Raw genomic sequence first — 17,878 nt, forward strand, 5'->3', positions numbered from 1 at the left:
TGCTAGCGACCCGTGAGGGCACGCTCCTCGTCACCCTGGTCCGGAACGTCACCCCCGGCCCGGAACGGGGGCCCGTCTGTGAAGATGGCGAAGAACGATGCGACGAGCGAGTGGAGGGCTGATCGTCATGGCGCAGCAGGTACGAGGCGTGATCGCGCGGGCCAAGGGTGAGCCGGTGCGGATCGAGACGATCGTCGTGCCGGACCCCGGGCCCGGGGAGGCCGTGGTCAAGGTCCAGGCGTGCGGGGTCTGTCATACCGACCTGCACTACCGGGAGGGCGGCATCAATGACGAGTTCCCGTTCCTCCTCGGGCATGAGGCGGCCGGTGTCGTCGAGGCGGTCGGTGACGGCGTCACCGAGGTCGCGCCGGGCGACTTCGTGATCCTCAACTGGCGTGCCGTGTGCGGACAGTGCCGTGCCTGTCTGCGCGGGCGCCCCCAATACTGCTTCGACACGCACAACGCGAAGCAGAAGATGACGCTCCTCGACGGCACGGAGCTCTCGCCCGCGCTCGGGATCGGCGCGTTCGCCGAGAAGACGCTCGTCGCCGCCGGGCAGTGCACCAAGGTCGACCCGGAGGCGTCGCCCGCCGCCGCGGGTCTCCTCGGCTGCGGTGTCATGGCCGGCCTCGGCGCCGCCATCAACACCGGCAACGTGGGCCGCGGCGACTCCGTGGCCGTCATCGGCTGCGGAGGTGTCGGCGCGGCGGCAGTGACCGGCGCCCACCTCGCCGGCGCCGCGAAGATCATCGCCATCGACATCGACGACAAGAAGCTGGCGACGGCCCAGAAGCTCGGCGCCACACACACCGTCAACTCCCGCTCCACCGACCCGGTCGAGGCCGTCCGTGAGCTGACCGGAGGGTTCGGGGCCGACGTCGTCATCGAGGCGGTAGGCCGCCCGGAGACCTACAAGCAGGCCTTCTACGCCCGCGACCTCGCCGGAACCGTCGTCCTCGTCGGCGTCCCCACGCCCGAGATGCAGCTCGAACTGCCCCTGCTCGACGTGTTCGGACGCGGCGGCGCGCTCAAGTCGTCCTGGTACGGCGACTGTCTGCCCTCGCGCGACTTCCCGATGCTGATCGACCTCTACCGGCAGGGGCGGCTCGACCTCGACGCGTTCGTGACCGAGACGGTCGCCCTGGAGGACGTGGAGAAGGCGTTCGAGAGGATGCACCACGGGGACGTGCTGCGCTCGGTGGTGATCTTCTGATGGCGGGCGCGCGCATCGAACACCTCGTCACGTCCGGCACGTTCTCCCTCGACGGGGGCACCTGGGACGTCGACAACAACGTGTGGATCGTCGGGGACGACAGCGAGGCCGTCGTGATCGACGCGGCGCACGACGCCGACGCGATCGCCGAGGCCGTGGGGGACAGGCGGCTCGTCGCCATCGTGTGCACCCACGCGCACGACGACCACATCGACGCGGCACCCGCGCTCGCCGAGCGCACCGGGGCGCCGATCCTGCTGCACCCCGCGGACACGGAGCTGTGGAAGCAGAAGCACCCGGACCGCACGCCTGACGGAGACCTCACTGACGGGCAGCAACTGGCCGTGGCGGGCGTGGAGTTGACCGTGCTGCACACGCCGGGCCACTGCCACGGCGCGGTCAGCCTGTACGCGCCGGACCTCGGCACCGTCTTCACCGGGGACACCCTGTTCGCGGGTGGCCCGGGTGCGACGGGGCGGTCGTTCAGCGACTTCCCGACCATCGTCGCGTCGATCAGGGAGCGGCTCCTCACACTGCCGCCGGAGACCGTCGTACGAACAGGGCACGGCGACAGCACGACGATCGGGGCGGAGGCGCCCCACCTGGAGGAGTGGATCTCCCGGGGGCACTGAGCCGGGTGAGGATCACGCCGGGCGGCGGACGGAGCGCCGCCGCCCGGGTTCCAAACAGTGCGCGTCAAGGTCCCAGTGGACGTCAGGGGTGAGCGAGTACGGCGCGTACCGTCTTTCCGCCGTAGGGGTCGCTCACCACACTCATGCGGCGCGACAGCGCGTCGACGAGCGAGATGCCGCGGCCCGACTCCGCGGATACCGAATCCGGCTTGAGGCGCGGGTGGTGGGGGCTGTCGTCGTGGACGGAGACGGTCAGCTCGTCCGCGTCCAGGCACAGACTCATACGACAGTGACTGCCCTTGATCCGGGCGGCGTTGGCGACCAGCTCGGAGACGACGAGCACCGCGTCGTGCGCGCCGCCCGCGCTCCGTCCCGCAAGAAATTCCTGGGTGAGGCGCCGGGCCCAGCGGGCGGAGCCCGAGCCCTGCGGCAACAGGTACTCCACGCGTGCGGGCCGCCGTACGGCGCGCTTGAGCGCACGCATGACGATCACTTCCTTCCGTCGCCTGTGGCGCGGGGGGTTCCCCGGTTACGAGCCCCATTCCCCGGCAGCCTGATCCCCAAGCGGTTACGGCCCGACGGCCGTGCGAGGGCGTGGTAGCTGTGCCCGATGCGGCGCCCGAGCAGGAAGTAGGCGACCAGGGCGCCCGTCGTGTTCAGGATCACGTCGTCCACGTCGAAGGCCCGCCCCTCGACGATCGCGCCCTGCGCCAGCTCCACCAGCGCCATCACGAGGACCGTCACAGCAAGCACCCGCATCATGCGGCCCTTGCGCGCCACAAGCACCGGAAGCAACAGACCGAAGGGCGCGCCCAGCAGCAGATTTCCGCCGATCTGCTTGCACGCGCCGAGGAACGTGTACGACTCGGCGTACTGGCGCAGCGAGTGTCCGGGCCGCATGTTGGACCCCGCGACGTCCGCCGACGCAGGGGACGGCGTGAGGGTCAGCCGGGCGAGGACCGCGGAGAACGCCACGAGTGCCACGAACGCGAAGCCGACGATGAGCGCGCGGGCAAGGATCCGGCCCCACGGCAGGGGCCGCTCGGTCACTCGCCGCCGTGACACAGGCTTCCGTGCCACCCGCTTCCGTGCCACCCGCTTCCGTGCCACCTGCTTCTGTGTCTCGCCTCTGCGTTCCTGGCTTTTACGTTCCCTGCCCTTACGTTCCTGGCCCTTTCGCCGGCGTGCCGCAGTCTGTGGGGTCATGGAGGCCGGTTGCCCCCGCACGCCCCGGCCAATCAGGCCACGGACCTTTCGCGTCAGCTCTTCGACTCAGGGGGATGCGTCAGGGAGTCCAGGAACCGTTGCAGCGCGGGCGGTCCCTCGCCGCAGCGGCCGCGCTCGACGTGCGGTATCGACAGCTTTCCCAGGCGCAGGTCCTGCGCTTCCATGGCCTGCGCCAAGTGCTGTCGTTCCAGGGCACGTTCGGCTGCTGTCTGACGTACGTACTCGACCACCGTCACGCCCAGGTGGTCCGCGTGCGAGCGGACCGCGTCGTATTCGTCCGGCGTGAAGAGGTCCCGCAGAAGGGCAGTACCGTCCATGGCGGCATGATGCCGCTCCCGGCCGACGCGCGTGGGCGTACGGCATATTCACCGCCCGATCGCGTGGCGTTCGCCGCCATCGCGCGTACTGGCCTCCTCTGCGAATCTCCGATAAGTTAGGCAAGGCTTACCTAAGGAGGTTCGGATGGGTGTCCGACAGATCAGTACCGCCGCCCCCACCGCGGCGGCACGCGCGCGATCCGTGCTGGCTACCGCCTGGTCGTGCGAAGTGACGACGGACATCGGGCGGGAGGACCTCGTCGGATCCCATCGCGTCACCGACGACGGCGAGGTACGGCTCCAGCCCCCGGCCGACAGCCTGCTGTCCGCCGCCGTGCTCTGCTCGCCCCGGGGCGAGCCGACCGCACTCATCGAGTTCGCGGACGCCGCGCCGGTACCCGTCAGGGACCGGATCCGCGCGCGCCTTTGGCTGTCCGGGTCGCTCGAACCCGACGGCGAGGAGTTCGTACTCAGGCCCATCCGCGCCGTACTCCAGACACGTACCGGCCGCACCGGCATCGAACTCGACGAACTCGCCGAGACCGCGCCTGATCCCCTCACCGCGGCCGAACCCCGCCTGCTCACCCACCTCGCCGACTGCCACCCCGAAGCCGTGGAACAGCTCACCCGGCTCGTCGACGTGGACAGCCTGCACGGTGTCGTACGGGTCCAGCCCCTGGCCGTCGACCGGCACGGGCTCACCCTCCGGCTCGAACGCATCCGTGGCCAGGCCGACGTACGCCTCCCGTTCCACGCGCCGGCCGACGACCTGGGGCAGCTGAACGAGCGCATGCACGCCCTGCTGTCCTCCGCGCAGGCGGTCAGCCGCCGTCGCAGGTGAGGTCCGCGGCGCGCATGAATCCGAGGGGCGCGTCGTTGTCCGTACGCGAGACCTGCCACAGCTCGTCCGCGCCCTGCCGCGTGCCGTTGACCGGGATGCCAGGGTCCAGATAGCCGACGATGTCCGTCCACGGATTGCTGCCCGCATAGATCGGGGCGTCCTGGTGCGTGGCGAAACACGTGCCGCCCGCGTGCGCCGTCCCGCCGAGGACGGGCACGGAGGCGAGGAGCAGTGCGGCGGGCAGCAGCAGTCGGGAGCGGAGGGGACGGAGGGAGCGGGTGCGGATCACGGGGGTGTCCTTCTCTAGGTCCGGTGAACGGGCACAGGCTAGGGGCGCAGGACCCGCTCCCCGGGGACGCCGGACACCGGCGGTTCGGCCTCCCGTACCGGATCCGTACGCCGGAACGCCCAAGGGACGCCGGGCTCCACGGCGAACCGGAAGACCCGCCGCACAGGAGAGGTGCACAGAAGGGTGATGACGCCGGCCGCCGCGGCCGTCACCGCCAGTTCACCCGTCGGCGTGTGCAGCCACGGGTGGTCGTACCAGCCCCAGAAGCGCGACGACTTGATGAGGAAGCCGTGCAGCAGGTACGCGTACAGCGTGCCCGTGCCCAGCGTCGTGAACAGGGTCCTCCGTCCCGGCACCCAGGCCAGGAAGCAGGCGCTGAGGACGACGGCGAGGGCGAACAGGGCCGGCGTCGTGACCAGTCCGGCCCAGGCGGGTGCGCCGAGGCCGGTGACGCTGCCCCGGCGGTAGAACCAGCCCGCGTCGAACCAGGGCGCCACCGCGTACGCGGCGGCCAGCGCCACGGCCGCCACGGGCAGCGCCCACAGCCGGGCCCGCCGCGTGCGCAGCCGCTCGAAGTGCTCGGGCCGCAGCGTCAGTCCGAGGACGAAGAACGGCAGGAAACCCACCACCCGTTGAAGCGCCAGGTCACTGCCCGCGTCCGGCGCCATCGACACGAGCACGGCCAGAGCCAGAGCGACCGGCACCGGCTGACGCAGTTGCAGCCACAGGGGAGTGGTGAGCCGCCAGATGAATAGCGCGACCAGGAACCACATCAGATACCAGGGGTCGAGCAGGCTGATCGGATACCCCGGATCGTCCTGCGCCCACCGGTAGAAGAGCGTGTACGCCACCTCGAACAGCACGTACGGCACCACGACCCCGCCGACGAGACGGCGCAGCCGGCCGGGCGCCATGTCGAAACTCCGGGAGAAATAGCCGGAGATGAGCGCGAACGCCGGCATGTGGAAGGCGTACACACCGAGGTACACGGCCGTCACCGTGCGGCTCCCGTAGGTCAGTGGTTCCCACGCGTGCCCGCATGCCACGAGCACGATCGTCAGGTATTTCGCATTGTCGAAGTACGGGTCCCGTGCTCGCTTCGTGCCCGGTCCGTGCCGCCTGTCCATCGATCCCCTTGAGCCCCTCGCGGTGCATGACCCTCGGTGCCCTGCCCGATAGGGCCCGTTTCATGACACACTCCCGGGTGCCCTTTTTCCGACCCATCGGAAGGTCAGGATGAGCAGCAGGAAGCTGATCACGGCGGCGCGGGTGGTGACCGGTCCCGGCGGTCGCTGTGTCGAGGACGGCGCGGTCCTCACGGACGGGGACTCCGTGGTCGCGGCCGGGAGACGCTCCGACGTCGAGCGCTTGGCCCAGGAGCGGGACGAGCGCATCGCGCTGCCGGGTGCCACCGTGCTGCCGGGCCTCGTCGACGCGCACGTCCACCTCGTCTTCGACGCGGGGACGGACCCGGTCAAGACGCTCGAAGGGCAGGACGACGAGGCGCTGCTCGCCGTCATGAGGGAGCGTGCGGCGCAGCTCGTGGCGAGCGGTGTCACCACGGTGCGGGACCTGGGGGACCGCGGACGCCTCACGCTGCGGCTGCGCGAGGAGATCGAGTCGGGAGCGGTGCCGGGCCCCCGGATCGTCGCCGCGACGACCCCCGTCACCCCCAAGGGCGGTCACTGCTGGTTCCTGGGCGGCGAGGTCGGCAGCGAGCGTGAACTACGGGACCTGGTACGGCGTAACGCCGAACTGGGGGCCGACGTCATCAAGGTGATGGCGACCGGCGGCGCCCTGACGCGTGGCGGACCGGCCACCTGGCAGGCCCAGTTCGGCGCCGGTGAGCTGGCTGTCGTCGTCGAGGAGGCGCGGGGGGCGAGGCTGCCGGTCGCCGCCCACGCGCACGGCACGGAAGGGATCACGGCAGCGGTGACCGCGGGCGTCGACACGCTCGAACACTGCACCTGGATGACCGAGGACGGCAACGATCTGCGGGACGACGTGCTCGACGCGATCGTGGAGCGCGGGATCCGCGTCTGCCCGACCGTCAGTCCGCACTGGCGGATGCTGCCGACCGTCTTCGGGGCCGAGCGTGCCGACAGGCTCTTCGGCCAGGTGCGGACGATGGCGGAACGCGGCGTGCGGTTCATCGCCGGTACCGACGCGGGAGTTCAGCGCGCCGGGTTCGACGGCCTGCGGCAGAGCCTGACGTTCTTCGAGCACATCGGGATGCCGGCGCCGCAGGTCCTCGACATGGCCACCACGGAGGCCGCCGACGCACTCGGCGCCGACGGCCGCGCAGGTCTCCTGTCCCCGGGGCGTCCGGCCGACCTGATCGCCGTGGGCGGCGACCCGCGCGACGGCATCGAGGCGCTCGGGGACCTGCGGTTCGTCATGAGCCGGGGAGAACGGGTCCCGCCTCGGCGAACGACATGACGGGAGGAGCGGTGGGTCAGGCGTGCCAGTGGCCGTGGAGGGCGGCGGTGCTGAAGCCGGGCCCGTAGGCGACGGCGACGCCTTTGGTTCCGGCGGCCGGAGGCGCGGTGTGGGTGCGCTCCAGGACCCGGAGAATGCTGACACCGCCGAGGTTGCCCTCCTCTGCGAGGGTGTCCGTGGAGTGGCGGGCGGCCTGGGGAGTGAGGCCCAGGGCGGTGGCCGTGTCGGTGATGATGCGTGGACTGCCGGGGTGGATGACGACGAAGCCCGGAGGGCGCGTACCGACCCAGTCCAGGAGTGCGGGCTGTACGTCGTCCGTGGCCGCCAGGGCCCTCTTGGTGGATTCGAAGTGCAGCCCGTCGGTGTCGATCCGGCCGCTGTACCGGTCGAGACTGTCCGGCAGGACGTACTCGAAACTGTCGTCGATCGCGAGACCGGGCGCGAGCGGCTCCCCGCTGACGATCGTCGCGGCGGCCGAGTCACCGAACAGCCCCTTGTAGATCATCGATTCGATGCTGGTGTCATTGTGGTTGTACACGCTGGAGATCGTCTCCGCGGCCACCACCAGGACCTTGCTTCGAGGACGTGCGGCGACGAGGTCGGCCGCCCGGATGAGGGCTTGGGTGCCACCCGCGCAGGCCAGTGTCGTGAGTGCTACGCGCCGTACGGTCGGCCGCAGCCCGAGCCGGGCGACGAGATGGGCGTCGAGGTTGGGGACGGACCAGCCCGTGGAGTGGGTGGTGACGATCGCGTCGATGTCTCCGAGCGGCACACCCGTGCTGTCGAGCGCGGTCAACGCGGCCTGTTCCGCCATGGCGAGAGCATCACCGAACGCGGCCTCGGCGCGCTCGCGTACTCCGGCCGCACCCGAGACCGTGGGGGAGTCCAGGGGGCGGGTGAAGTACCGCGTGCGCACTCCGCAGTTGGCGAGGACGCGCAGGACCACCGCGAGACGCGGGTGATCCGGGTGACGGCTGCGTATGTCGTCGGTTATGTCCTCAGTGGTGACCTTGTGGGGTCCGAGGACGGTTCGTGGCATCGAGACGAAGGCGGGCACGGTGTCTCCCACAGGGCTGGGTCGGGATGTGGGGGGTGCCGCTCAAAGTACTTCACCGAGATGCGCCCGTCCCGGGTGGACGGAGCTTGATCATGGCCATCCGACCCGGAGCATCGGCGTACGCGTGTGGGAGCGATGTGCGCCGGGATGGAAGACGAGGATGATCAGGCGCGCGCCGGGAGCGGTCATGGGCTGCGCGGCGCACATCGTCACCCAGCCGGGACCGTGTACCGCGTGCATCAGGGGGCGTTCGTCCCCGTCGGGGTGGATGGAGGCGCCGCCCGACTCGTAGATGGGTGCGGCCTCGGGGTCCGCGAGGACTTCCTTCTCGATCTGGCGCAACGTGTCGTCGCGCGGTCTGGAGGCGAGGGCCGCCCGAAGCTGCGGCATCACCAACGGGGCCCAGGCCGTTCGCCAGTTCGTCAAAGACTTGCGGCCGTCGGGATCCAGGAGCATCCAGCGCATCGTGTTCCCCGGTATGCGACGGCTGGGGAAGAGGGCGCCGAAGGGCTGGTTCCAGGCGAGGAGATCCCAGGACGCGTCGGTCACGTACGCCATGTGTCCGATGCTGTCGACCGCCTCCTGCCACACTCCGGGCACCTCCTTCCCGGACGAGGGGTGGAGTGGGCCCGGTGGGTCCGTGCGCAGTGCGTACCGACAGAGAAGCACCCACTCCTGCTCGTTGAGGCCGAAGAGCTGTGCGACGTCGTGCAGCAGCTCTGTGGGCGGGTTGGGGTAACTGCCCGACTCCAGCCGGTGATACGTCCCCAGGGTCCGGTGGAGCAGCTGGTCCACCTGGTGCTGGGAGAGTCCGGGGGCCCGGCGGCCCTGGCCGGTAGGGCGGGTGAAGCCGTGAGATTCGGGGGCTATCAGGGCGCGCCGTTCACGGAGCAGGGCGCGGAGCGCCGTCTTGTTCATGGTGGGTAATCCCTTGAGGTCCACGCCGAGTTGAGCGTGTGCAGTCTAATTACTCCCATCGTCTTTGGTAATAAACATTGCCCGAAGAAAACGATCAGCCGGTACGTCATGATGGAGCCCGTGGGGTCGACGACCTGCTGGTTTGAACGCCAGGGGCCGCGCGGCCACGCCGATGGGACACCTGGACCGGGACGCTCGAAAATGGCTGAATTTCCCGGTGTTGGGTATCCGTCGAACCCTCGGATCAGTTTCGGGAACAGTGCAAGGCCAGTTGTCATATTCCGATCCATGTGACCGGAAAGTGCATCGCTTGGCCCAGTTCGGCCACTTCTCCCGGGCAGATCAAGGGCTCACTGGCTGCGGCCGGTGCCGTCACTCGCCATTACGTAGCGGCCACGGTACCGGCCGCCCGCGCATGCCCAGCCGGGCAACAGCCGCCGCGCTCGCGGGCCGGCCGCAGAGCGGGGCCGGCGAACCAGCCCCGCCGCACCCCGCACTCACCAATCGCCGTCCTCCACCGGCTTGCCCGCGTCCCCGAGGGGCTTGACCTGGTGCGCGCCGGGCGCCTGCCACGGCTCGTGATCGTCGCCGAGCCAGTCCCCCGCGGGCTTCACCGCCCCGAGCGTGTCCGTCGGCGCGAGATCCTCGGCGCCCTCGTCGTAATAGTCGAACCAGGGCAGACCCGCCCTCGTGTACGCGGCCCGGTCCACCGGCGACGGCGGCGGCTCCTCGCCCGTGATGCGGCGCCAGTCCGGCGGCGTCACCAGATGCACGAACACGCGGCCCGCGGCCGTTTCGGCCCAGTCGGACGCGGGCCTGTCGTCCCGGAACACCTGCTGGCGCATCGTGCCGCCCGCACCGAGTCCCATCGAACGCGCCGCCTGAGCCTGGGGCGCCGCACCCGGCGCGGCCGGCATCGGTGCCGCCCCGTAACCGCCGGACGACCCCATCCACTGCATGCCGCCGGGAGCCGGTGGCACCGCCCGCGCGGCCGCCTCCCGCTTGCGGGCCTCCTCCGCGCGCCAGGCCCCCAGCGCCGGCTCGGTCAGGGCGAAGGCCTGGAGCTGGATCCCGCCCCAGGTCTCCTCGCCGGTGACCTGGCCCTCGACCGTGGCACCGAGCCCCAGGGGCAGCGCCACGAACTGCCGGACCGTGCCCTGCCCGGACTTGATGCCGTCGAGCCACCGCTGGCGCGGCAGCACCACGTAGTTCTGCGGATCCCGGGACAGCCGGCTGCTCCACGGCAGCCCCGAGATGGCGCACACCTTGCCCACGCCCACCTGGAGCGCGGCCGGTTCGGCCGTTCCCGCGAAGCTCAGCCACATCGCCTCACGCAGGTACATCGGCAGCATCACGCCGCCGCGGGCCCGCCACTGCGGCGGCACCGAGTCCGCGTAGTCCTCGACCCGGCGCACCGGGAACTCGCCGAGCCCTGGCGGCAGCGGATGCGTTCCGGTCTCCGGCAGGCGCAGCGTGCGCACGAACCGCACCCGCGCGCCGCCCGGCAGCACCAGACTGTTCCCGTCGACCCGCACACTCCCGGCCATGATCGTCTCCCCTCGTCGCCCGACTTCCTCGGTGGTACCACGACGGGGCCGCGCCACCGGTTCCGCCCCGACGATCTTCGTAGCGGGCGGTTCCGGTCAGGTGGAAGGCCGCAGCCCCTTCGCCGACGGCGAGTCGGAGGGGCGCGAGCGGTCGGCGACGTTCTTGACGTAGTCCTCGACCGCCGCGTCGAGACCGATGTCGTGCTGCGCCCGCTCGGACAGGTACCAGCGGTGCTCAAGCAGCTCGTGGTAGAGCTCGGCCGCGTCCATCCGCTCCGGCGCGTGGTCGCGCGCCGCGCGCACGGTCGGCCGGAACACGTCGCGCACCCAGCGGTGGGCGAGGACTTCGGAGCGCGCCGCATGGGGGTTCCCCCTGTTCGAGCGCAGCCGAGAACTTGGGGGAGGATCGCCCGCAGCGTAGTCGTCCTGCGTGGCCATCCAGCTCTCCAGGTCGTTCAGGAGACGACGGGCCTGGTTCTCCTCGGCGTCCATGCCCGTGAGGCGCAGGAGTTGGCGCTGGTGGTGGCCCGCGTCCACGACCTTCGGCACGAACGTGACCGTGTCCCCCTGGTCCGCGTGCGAGATCTGCATCTCCGCGACGTCGAAGCCCAAGTCGTTGAGACGGCGGATGCGGCGCTCCATGTAGTGGTGCTTGCCCGCCGGGTACACGGAGGTGCGCGTCAGCTCGGTCCAGAGTGCGTCGTACCGCTCCCCGATCTCCGTGCCGAACGAGATCGGGTCGATGGACGGATGCAGCGCGCCGGACGCCTCCAGGTCCAGCATCTCGCCGCTGATGTTGACCCGGGCGAGGTCGATGTCGTACGCGCGCTGTCCGTCGCTGAGCCGAGGGTGCAGCTCCCCGGTCTCGGCGTCGACGAGGTAGGCGGCGTATGCGCCGGCGTCCCGCCGGAACAGGGTGTTGGACAGCGAGCAGTCCCCCCACGCGAACCCCGCCAAATGCAGCCGTACGAGGAGGACGGCGAGGGCGTCCATGAGGCGGTGCACGGTGCCGGGGCGCATCGTCGTCTCGAACATGGAGCGGTAGGGGAGCGAACCGCCCAAGTGGCGGGTGATGAGGACGGGTTCGAGGGGTGCGCCGGCGGTGTCCGTGCGGCCGGTGACCACGGCGAGGGGGTCGACCGCGGGTATCGCGAGCCGGTCGAGGGTGCGCAGGAGCTCGTACTCGCGCAGCGCGGGCCGCTCGGCGAGTTCCTTCACGGCGACGACCTCGCTGCCCGCGCGGGCGTAGCGGACGACGTGACGTGAGATGCCGCGGGGGAGAGGCACCAGGTACTCGTCCGGCCACCGCTCCAGGGGGACGTGCCAGGGGAGTTCGAGGAGGAGGGCCGGGTGTTCGGGGTTGGTGGCGCTGATCTGCAGTGTCATGCGGTCACAGTCCCTGGGTCGCGCGGCGGGTCCACGGGTGATCGGAACCCGAAGGGGCGGCGTGGGTCAAGACCGGGGGCGGACCGGCCCCAGGGCTTCGCGGGGGACCTGCGCCGCGCCGCCCCGGAGTCGGTCTCAGTCCTTGAGGTGTTCCAGGATCCGGTGCATGCCGCTGTTCCAGTTCTCCTTGAGCGCCACGACCGCCGCGTCGAGGTCGCCGCGCTGGAGGCACTCGGCGATCCGCTCGTGCTCCACGGCGGAACGCTCCAGGATGTCCTGGTCGCCCAGGGCCACCCGCTCGTAGCGGTGCATCGTCACCTTCAGGGAGGTGATCAGCTTCATCAGGCGGTCGTTCGTGCAGCCCGACAGAAGCAGGTCGTGCCACGCGTCGTCGTACCGCTCTATGACGTCGTGCGGCGCCTGCGGAGCCGAGAACGCGCGCGCCTCCGCCAGCAGTCGGGGTGCCGTCGCCGCCAGATGCTCGGGGTCGCTGGACTCGAGAGCCAGCGCCTCCAGCGTCGCGACGATCGCGGACAGGTCACGGAACTCCTGCGCGCTGAGCGCGGTGAAGCGGAAGCCCTTGCCGCGCTCACTGGTGATGACGCCCTCGCGCTCCAGCGTGATCAGGGCCTCGCGCAGCGGAGTCCGGCTGACGCCGAGCTCGGTCGCGAGCTGCCCCTCGTTGATCGGCTCGTTGGTCGCGATCGTGCCGCGCCCGAGGCGCTTGATCAGTTCCTCCTTGACCTGTTCGCGCAGCGGGCGGTTTTCGATTGGCATGTGAGGCTGCCCTCCCCTTCGGTCCGGTCGATTATCCGCTACCGGCGGGTTACGCGGTACCGGCGCCGTCGACCGGGATGATCGCCCCGCTCAGGAAAGCCGAGGCGTCCGAGACGAGGAACGCCACGGTCTGCGCGATGTCTCGGGGCTGCCCGATGCGGCCGAGCGGACGGTCGGCCGCATCGGCGTAGAACGCGTCGGAGCTCTCGCCGAGCTGGCGGGCCTCCTCCGCGAGCATGCCGGTCGCGGTGTCGCCGGGGCAGACGCAGTTCACGCGGATGTTGTCGGGGCCGTGGTCGATGGCCATGGCGCGGGTCATGTTGACGACGGCGCCCTTCGAGGCGCAGTACGACACGGCCCGGCCGCCGCCCCGGATGCCCCAGCCCGAGCCGGTGTTGACGATCGAGCCGCCGCCCCGCGCCGCCATCCCCGGGATCACCAGGCGGCTCATCAGCAGCACCGAGCGGATGTTCACGGCCATCACCAGGTCCCAGTCGTCCTCGGTGATCTCGCAGACCGTGGAACGGCGGATGATGCCGGCGTTGTTGAAGAGCACGTCCACGCCGCCGAAGTGCTCCTGCGCCGTGTTCACCACGGACTCGCAGTCCTCACGCCGGGACACGTCGCAGCGCACGAACGTCCCCCCGGTGTCCTTCGCCGTCCGCTCGCCGCCCTCCGTGTCGATGTCGGCGATCACCACGCGGGCGCCGAGCTCGGCGAGGACCTGAGCGGTGGCGCGGCCGATACCGGCTCCGCCGCCGGTGACGATGGCGCGCTTGCCGTCAAGGGAGATCATCTTGGGCTCCTTGTGTCCGCTGTCGGGGAGGGGAGGGGACGGGTGGTTGGGAGGTCATGTGGCGAGCCGGCACAGCGACGTGCGCCGCCTGCCGGTGATCACGGGGAGGTGGCCGCAGAGCTCCGCGTCCAGCGCGTCGTCGCCGGTGTCGAGAAGGAGGGGGCGGCCGCCGAGCGCGGCCAGTTTCTGTTCGGCGCACACCACGAGCAGGCGGCCGCGTCCGCCCGCCGCGCGCAGGACCCGGGGCGAGATCTGCTGGTTGCCGCGGCCGAGGAGGAAGCCCTGGCCGCCGATGGGGGAGAGCGCGATCCAGGCGGGGCCGAACGCGAGGAGGGTGTCCTCGGTGGCGTCGCGGGCCACGACGCGCGGCGGCCGGACGGGATGGAGGCGCAACACGTCGACGCCGGTGAGGGAGACGTCCGCGCCGAGCGCGGCCGCGACGGCGCGCGTGGTGCTGCCGGGGCCGAGGACGAGCAGACCGTCGCCGACGCGCTCGGCGACGTCGACCGCGATGCCGCCGACCGCTTCCGGCGCGGTGGCGGTGCTGCCGGTCTTGCGCTGCTGCACGCGGACGGGCAGGTCGGGGACGGGGAGCCAGCCGAAGAGCCGGGACGTGACACGGCCCTCGTTCAGGGCGTCCTCGTCGCGGTCCATCACCTCCGCGTCCCGCAGGCGTACGGCTCCCCTGCGCGTCAGCCACGCGGCGGCGACCTCGCCCGCGGCGCGCGGGCTGACGGCGAAGACGGCCGAGTGCATCTTCACGCCGGTCGGGACCCCGAGTACGGGGCAGGGCGCGCCCCCGAGTGCGGCGAGCACGTCCCGCGCGGTGCCGTCGCCTCCGGCGAAGAGCAGCAGGTCCACGCCCTCGGTGACGACGGCGCGCACCGCGGCGGCCGTGTCCGCGGCAGAGGTGTCCCGTCCGTGCCCGGCCGCGTACACGACCCGCGTGGGAAGCCCGGTGGACGCGGCGGCATCGGCGCCCAGAGAACCGCCGGCCGTCACGACGACAACGCGTGAGCCCGACCCCGCCGCCGACCCCGGCCCTGCCCCCGAGCCCGGCGCCACCCCCGGTCGCGGTCGCCCCGCACCCGCCAACTCGCCCAGTCTCAAAGCGAGTTCACCCAGCGCTGTGGCCGCACGTGTTCCGGCCTGAGGGTGTGCCCCGAGCGAGAGCGCCAAGCGGGGCCGGTCCGGGCCGTCCGTGCCGCCGAGCCCCACCCGGCCGCCGAGCCCGGCAACCGGGTTGACCACCAGGCCGATCCTGGGCGGCCGGGTCCCCTGCCTCGGGGTCGCCCGGCGAGCCGGAGCCGCGTTCAACGGTTCGCCTCGCCGAGCACCTTGCGGCGGTAAGCCCGCCACGAGACCGCCCACGTCGCCGGGTCGTCCAGGGCCTCGGGGCGTACCCGGTGGATGGTCGACCGGTGCGGGGCCGTGCGCACGGTCTCCGGGTCCTCGTAGGCCTCGCGCGCGATCTCCGCGAGGATCGCCGCGTACTCGTCGAGGTCGGCGCGCGTGTAGGACTCGGTCGGCTCGAGCGTCATGGGTTCCGGCACGACGTACGGGTGGTGGCTGGTCCAATAGTGCGTGCCGAAGTCCGCCGCGCGCAGCCCGATGTCCTCGGAAGTCAGGCCGGTGTCCTCGTGTAGCTTCTCCCAGCTGTAGCGGACCTGCTCGACACGCGGGCGCCCGGCCGCGTAGGGGACCGAGACGCCCGGGATCTGCCGCACCTTGTGGAGCAGGTAGTTGTTGTTGAGGACGGCGGTCTCGGCGGCGGCACGCAGGCCCTCCGCGCCGAGCGACATGATCCAGGCGTAGGCGCGGACCAGGTTCGGAACGACTCCGTAGAAGGGCCGCATCTTGCCGACCGATTCGGGCCGGTCGTCGTCCAGGCTGTACGCGCCCGTCGCCGGGTCGAACTCGACCGTCGGGCGCGGCAGATAGGGCGCGAGGTCCCCGGTGACCGCGCACGCGCCGGCCGCCGGACCACCGCACGCGTGCGGGGTCGAGAACGTCTTGTGCAGGTTGAAGTGGCACAGGTCGAAGCCAGCGTCCCGGGCACGCGTGATGCCGAGGATGCCGTTCGCGTTGGCCTGGTCGTACGAGCACAGGCCGCCCGCCTCGTGCACGATCCGTACGAACTCCTCGATGCGCGGGTTGTAGATGCCCGTGTCCTCGGGGTTCGTGATGAGGAGAGCGGCCGTGCGCGGGCCGACCGCCGCCTTGAGGGCCTCGAGGTCCGGATAGCCGTCGGCGTCCGGGTGGAGGGTGATGACCTTGAAGCCGGCGGTCTTCGCGCAGGCGGCGTTCGACGGGTGGGAGAAGATCGTCGTGATCACCTCGTCACGCTGCTCCAGCTCGCCGCGTGCGGCGAAGTAGGCGCGGATCATGGCCACGTTCGTGTAGATCGCGGCGGAGCCCGCGCCCGGCTGGAGCGAGACCCGGTCCATGCCGGAGATCTCCTTGAGGAGCTGTTCCAGGCTGTGGATGATGCCGAGAACGCCCTGCACGGTGTCCTCGTCCTGGAGCGGGTGCAGCGCGGCGATCCGCGGGTCGCGCACGAACTGGTCGTTGACCTTGGGGCTGTACTTCATGGTGCAGGTGCCCTGGCCGACGTCGATGTTGAGGTCGGCGCCGAGGTTCTCCTGGGACAGGCGCAAGTAGTGGCGCAGGACCTGTTGCTGGGACATCTCGGGCAGGGCGGGCGGTGCGGCGCGCCGCAGGGCGGCGGGTATCTCGACCTGGCCGGCGGACGGATCGGCGGCGGGCACGAGGACGCCCCGCTCGCCCGGCGAACCGAGCTCGAAGATCAGCTTCTCGTCCCAGGACGCCTGGTGGAAGCGGCGCAGGCGCGGCTTGTCGGCGACGCGCGCCTCCTCGGGCGAGACGGACACGGGCGTGTGCGCGGCGGTCACTTGACGATCTCCTCGAGGGTCGCGGCGAGCCGGTCGATGTCGGCCGTGGTGTGGACTTCGGTGACGCAGTACGCGGCTTCGTGCGGGCCGGTCGGGGTGCCGCCGAAGATGCCCCGCTCCTTGAGGTCGGCGCGGATCTCGGCGGCGGTCCTGCCGCTCGTGTAGCGGACGGTGAAGTCGGCGAAGTGCAGGGCGTCGCCGTACGGGACCTCGACGCCGGGCACCTCGGCGAGGCGCCGGCGGGCGTAGGCGGTGAGGGAGAGGATCGTGTCGCCGATCTCCCGCATGCCCTGCGGTCCCATCAGCGCGAGATAGACCCCGGCACCGATCCCGTGGAGCGCGGCGGCCGTGCCGACCCACTCCTTGCCCTCCTCGCGCAACGCGAACGAGGTCCGCTCGTAGGCGACATCACCGAAGCCGTACTCGCCCTCGACGGTCGTCGGTACGAGACCGAACAGGCGTGACGGGTATTCGGCGACCAGTGGCTCCTCGTCCCGCGTGGCGATGAAGCCCGCGTTGCCGCCGCCGAAGCTCTGGTGGAGGCCGAGCGGCTGGATGTCGCCGCACGCGATGTCGGCGCCGTACGCGGACGGCGGCGCGAGCACGCCGAGCATGAGCGGGTTGCAGCCCACGACGTACAACGCCCCTGCGCTGTGGGCGAGTTCGGCGAGACTCGGCAGTGCCTCGTCGACGATGCCGAGCGCCGAGGGCGCGTCCGCGTACACGGCGGCCACATCGCCGGCGCGGAGCGCCGCGCGTACGGCGTCGAGGTCGGCGCAGCCGCTGTCCGGGTCGACGGGGACGACCGTCACGTCGTGGTCGGGGCGCACATAGTCGCGTATCCGGGAGAGCTTGTCGGCGTCGACGGCCGTGGCGACGACCACGCGGCGCCGGCCCGTGATCCGGCCGGCCATGCGCAGCGCCGTTCCCGAGGCCTGGAACCCGTCGTACACCGGGACGTTGACGACCTCGACGTCGAGCAACTCGGCCATCATCGACTGGTACTCCCACAGTGCCTGGAACCGGCCGTGGTCCTCGTAGGGCTCGCCCGCGTAGGCCGTGAGGAACTCACTGCGGTTGACCACCTCGTCCACGACCGCGGGGACGTGGTGCTGGTAGCAGCCGGCGCCGAGGAAGCTGAGCGCCTGCCGCGTCGAGGTGTTGCGGCTGAGCAACTCCTCCATGTGGCGGGTGAGTTCGGCCTCCGAACGCAGCGGGTCCGGCAGGTCGAGTGGCCGGTGCAGCCGGATGGCGTCCGGGATGTCGGCGTAGAAGTCCTCGACGCTCGCCGCGCCGATCTCCTCGAGCATCGCCTGCCGCACGGCGGGGACCGCGTTCGGGATGTAGGGGTGGACGTACGTGGGGGCGGAGTCCTGGGGTGACGTCATGCCGCGCCTTTCGCGTGAGCCGACTCAGTTGTGGCAGTCGTGGCAGTCGTGGCAGTCATGGCAGTTGTGAACCACAGCAGCAAAAGTCTTTGGGTGTACACCTCTTGACGGCGAGCTCCGTCATTCAGTGTTCTGAATA

The 17,878-nt window shown here is 71.1% G+C and carries 18 protein-coding genes; 4 read left to right on the forward strand and 14 right to left on the reverse strand.

All coding sequences use genetic code 11. The annotated features are described in order from the left end of the window. Positions 1-127: 127 nt before the first annotated feature. Positions 128-1,213, forward strand: coding sequence for an S-(hydroxymethyl)mycothiol dehydrogenase (locus AC07EJ_RS01010; RefSeq protein ID WP_389478770.1), 1,086 nt, complete (start codon positions 128-130; stop codon positions 1,211-1,213). Next, positions 1,213-1,845, forward strand: a complete 633-nt coding sequence (locus tag AC07EJ_RS01015; RefSeq protein WP_389478771.1) for an MBL fold metallo-hydrolase — start codon at positions 1,213-1,215, stop codon at positions 1,843-1,845. Before AC07EJ_RS01010 ends, AC07EJ_RS01015 begins: the two co-directional genes overlap by 1 nt. An 82-nt stretch (positions 1,846-1,927) precedes the next feature. On the opposite strand, the gene AC07EJ_RS01020 is transcribed toward AC07EJ_RS01015, so the two are convergent. The 3 genes from AC07EJ_RS01020 to AC07EJ_RS01030 form a co-directional block, all read right to left on the reverse strand. Further along, positions 1,928-2,329 (reverse strand): ATP-binding protein, encoded by a 402-nt coding sequence (locus AC07EJ_RS01020; RefSeq protein WP_389478772.1) that lies wholly within the window; start codon positions 2,327-2,329, stop codon positions 1,928-1,930. A gap of 5 nt (positions 2,330-2,334) precedes the next feature. Continuing rightward, positions 2,335-2,895 carry a VanZ family protein gene (locus AC07EJ_RS01025; RefSeq protein ID WP_389478773.1) on the reverse strand — a complete coding sequence of 187 codons (561 nt, stop codon included), beginning with the start codon at positions 2,893-2,895 and terminating at the stop codon, positions 2,335-2,337. 209 nt (positions 2,896-3,104) lie between these two features. Beyond that, complete coding sequence (locus AC07EJ_RS01030; RefSeq protein ID WP_362900457.1) at positions 3,105-3,389, reverse strand: plasmid mobilization protein; 285 nt, start codon at positions 3,387-3,389, stop codon at positions 3,105-3,107. A 145-nt stretch (positions 3,390-3,534) separates the two neighbouring features. Between AC07EJ_RS01030 and AC07EJ_RS01035 the strand changes: the two genes are divergently transcribed. Next, positions 3,535-4,230: a DUF2470 domain-containing protein gene (locus tag AC07EJ_RS01035; protein ID WP_389478774.1), complete on the forward strand. Its 696-nt coding sequence runs from the start codon at positions 3,535-3,537 to the stop codon at positions 4,228-4,230. On the opposite strand, the gene AC07EJ_RS01040 is transcribed toward AC07EJ_RS01035, so the two are convergent. Further along, complete coding sequence (locus AC07EJ_RS01040) at positions 4,211-4,519, reverse strand: hypothetical protein (RefSeq protein WP_389478775.1); 309 nt, start codon at positions 4,517-4,519, stop codon at positions 4,211-4,213. The genes AC07EJ_RS01035 and AC07EJ_RS01040 overlap by 20 nt on opposite strands. Positions 4,520-4,557: 38 nt before the next feature. Further along, on the reverse strand, positions 4,558-5,646 hold the full coding sequence (locus AC07EJ_RS01045; RefSeq protein WP_389478776.1) for an acyltransferase family protein: 1,089 nt from the start codon (positions 5,644-5,646) through the stop codon (positions 4,558-4,560). Between the two features lie 109 nt (positions 5,647-5,755). On the opposite strand from AC07EJ_RS01045, the gene AC07EJ_RS01050 reads away from it, so the two are divergent. Beyond that, a complete protein-coding gene (locus AC07EJ_RS01050; RefSeq protein WP_389478777.1) occupies positions 5,756-6,958 on the forward strand; it encodes an amidohydrolase family protein in 1,203 nt (400 codons plus the stop codon). Between the two features lie 16 nt (positions 6,959-6,974). On the opposite strand, the gene AC07EJ_RS01055 is transcribed toward AC07EJ_RS01050, so the two are convergent. From AC07EJ_RS01055 to gcvPA, 9 genes are all read right to left on the reverse strand, one after another. Next, a complete protein-coding gene (locus tag AC07EJ_RS01055; protein WP_389478778.1) occupies positions 6,975-8,015 on the reverse strand; it encodes a type III polyketide synthase in 1,041 nt (346 codons plus the stop codon). A 90-nt stretch (positions 8,016-8,105) separates the two neighbouring features. Then, positions 8,106-8,933 carry an MmyB family transcriptional regulator gene (locus tag AC07EJ_RS01060; protein WP_389478779.1) on the reverse strand — a complete coding sequence of 276 codons (828 nt, stop codon included), beginning with the start codon at positions 8,931-8,933 and terminating at the stop codon, positions 8,106-8,108. Between the two features lie 497 nt (positions 8,934-9,430). Then, entirely contained in the window at positions 9,431-10,480 is a 1,050-nt protein-coding gene (locus AC07EJ_RS01065; protein ID WP_389478780.1) for a hypothetical protein, read from the reverse strand. Positions 10,481-10,576: 96 nt separating this feature from the next. Next, complete coding sequence (locus AC07EJ_RS01070) at positions 10,577-11,866, reverse strand: DUF4032 domain-containing protein (RefSeq protein ID WP_389478781.1); 1,290 nt, start codon at positions 11,864-11,866, stop codon at positions 10,577-10,579. A 135-nt stretch (positions 11,867-12,001) separates the two neighbouring features. Continuing rightward, positions 12,002-12,643 carry a GntR family transcriptional regulator gene (locus tag AC07EJ_RS01075; RefSeq protein WP_116505580.1) on the reverse strand — a complete coding sequence of 214 codons (642 nt, stop codon included), beginning with the start codon at positions 12,641-12,643 and terminating at the stop codon, positions 12,002-12,004. A 49-nt stretch (positions 12,644-12,692) separates the two neighbouring features. Continuing rightward, a complete protein-coding gene (locus AC07EJ_RS01080; RefSeq protein WP_389478783.1) occupies positions 12,693-13,439 on the reverse strand; it encodes an SDR family NAD(P)-dependent oxidoreductase in 747 nt (248 codons plus the stop codon). Between the two features lie 54 nt (positions 13,440-13,493). After that, positions 13,494-14,690: an ATP-NAD kinase family protein gene (locus tag AC07EJ_RS01085; protein ID WP_478883463.1), complete on the reverse strand. Its 1,197-nt coding sequence runs from the start codon at positions 14,688-14,690 to the stop codon at positions 13,494-13,496. Positions 14,691-14,752: 62 nt separating this feature from the next. Then, complete coding sequence (gcvPB, locus tag AC07EJ_RS01090) at positions 14,753-16,351, reverse strand: aminomethyl-transferring glycine dehydrogenase subunit GcvPB (protein ID WP_478883464.1); 1,599 nt, start codon at positions 16,349-16,351, stop codon at positions 14,753-14,755. Continuing rightward, complete coding sequence (gene gcvPA / locus AC07EJ_RS01095; RefSeq protein WP_389478787.1) at positions 16,348-17,739, reverse strand: aminomethyl-transferring glycine dehydrogenase subunit GcvPA; 1,392 nt, start codon at positions 17,737-17,739, stop codon at positions 16,348-16,350. The genes gcvPB and gcvPA overlap by 4 nt, the downstream gene beginning before the upstream one ends. Positions 17,740-17,878 lie beyond the last annotated feature (139 nt).

The organism is Streptomyces sp. NPDC045026, assembly GCF_056432625.1.

Excerpts from the sequence above, each read along its gene's own strand:
- AC07EJ_RS01020 (WP_389478772.1), bottom strand. The coding sequence starts at position 2,329 with ATGCGTGCGCTCAAGCGCGCCGTACGGCGGCCCGCACGCGTGGAGTAC.
- AC07EJ_RS01060 (WP_389478779.1), bottom strand. The coding sequence starts at position 8,933 with ATGAACAAGACGGCGCTCCGCGCCCTGCTCCGTGAACGGCGCGCCCTG.
- AC07EJ_RS01015 (WP_389478771.1), top strand. The coding sequence starts at position 1,213 with ATGGCGGGCGCGCGCATCGAACACCTCGTCACGTCCGGCACGTTCTCC.
- AC07EJ_RS01035 (WP_389478774.1), top strand. The coding sequence starts at position 3,535 with ATGGGTGTCCGACAGATCAGTACCGCCGCCCCCACCGCGGCGGCACGC.
- AC07EJ_RS01075 (WP_116505580.1), bottom strand. The coding sequence starts at position 12,643 with ATGCCAATCGAAAACCGCCCGCTGCGCGAACAGGTCAAGGAGGAACTG.
- AC07EJ_RS01010 (WP_389478770.1), top strand. The coding sequence starts at position 128 with ATGGCGCAGCAGGTACGAGGCGTGATCGCGCGGGCCAAGGGTGAGCCG.
- AC07EJ_RS01045 (WP_389478776.1), bottom strand. The coding sequence starts at position 5,646 with ATGGACAGGCGGCACGGACCGGGCACGAAGCGAGCACGGGACCCGTAC.
- AC07EJ_RS01065 (WP_389478780.1), bottom strand. The coding sequence starts at position 10,480 with ATGGCCGGGAGTGTGCGGGTCGACGGGAACAGTCTGGTGCTGCCGGGC.
- AC07EJ_RS01050 (WP_389478777.1), top strand. The coding sequence starts at position 5,756 with ATGAGCAGCAGGAAGCTGATCACGGCGGCGCGGGTGGTGACCGGTCCC.
- AC07EJ_RS01080 (WP_389478783.1), bottom strand. The coding sequence starts at position 13,439 with ATGATCTCCCTTGACGGCAAGCGCGCCATCGTCACCGGCGGCGGAGCC.
- AC07EJ_RS01030 (WP_362900457.1), bottom strand. The coding sequence starts at position 3,389 with ATGGACGGTACTGCCCTTCTGCGGGACCTCTTCACGCCGGACGAATAC.
- AC07EJ_RS01070 (WP_389478781.1), bottom strand. The coding sequence starts at position 11,866 with ATGACACTGCAGATCAGCGCCACCAACCCCGAACACCCGGCCCTCCTC.
- gcvPA (WP_389478787.1), bottom strand. The coding sequence starts at position 17,739 with ATGACGTCACCCCAGGACTCCGCCCCCACGTACGTCCACCCCTACATC.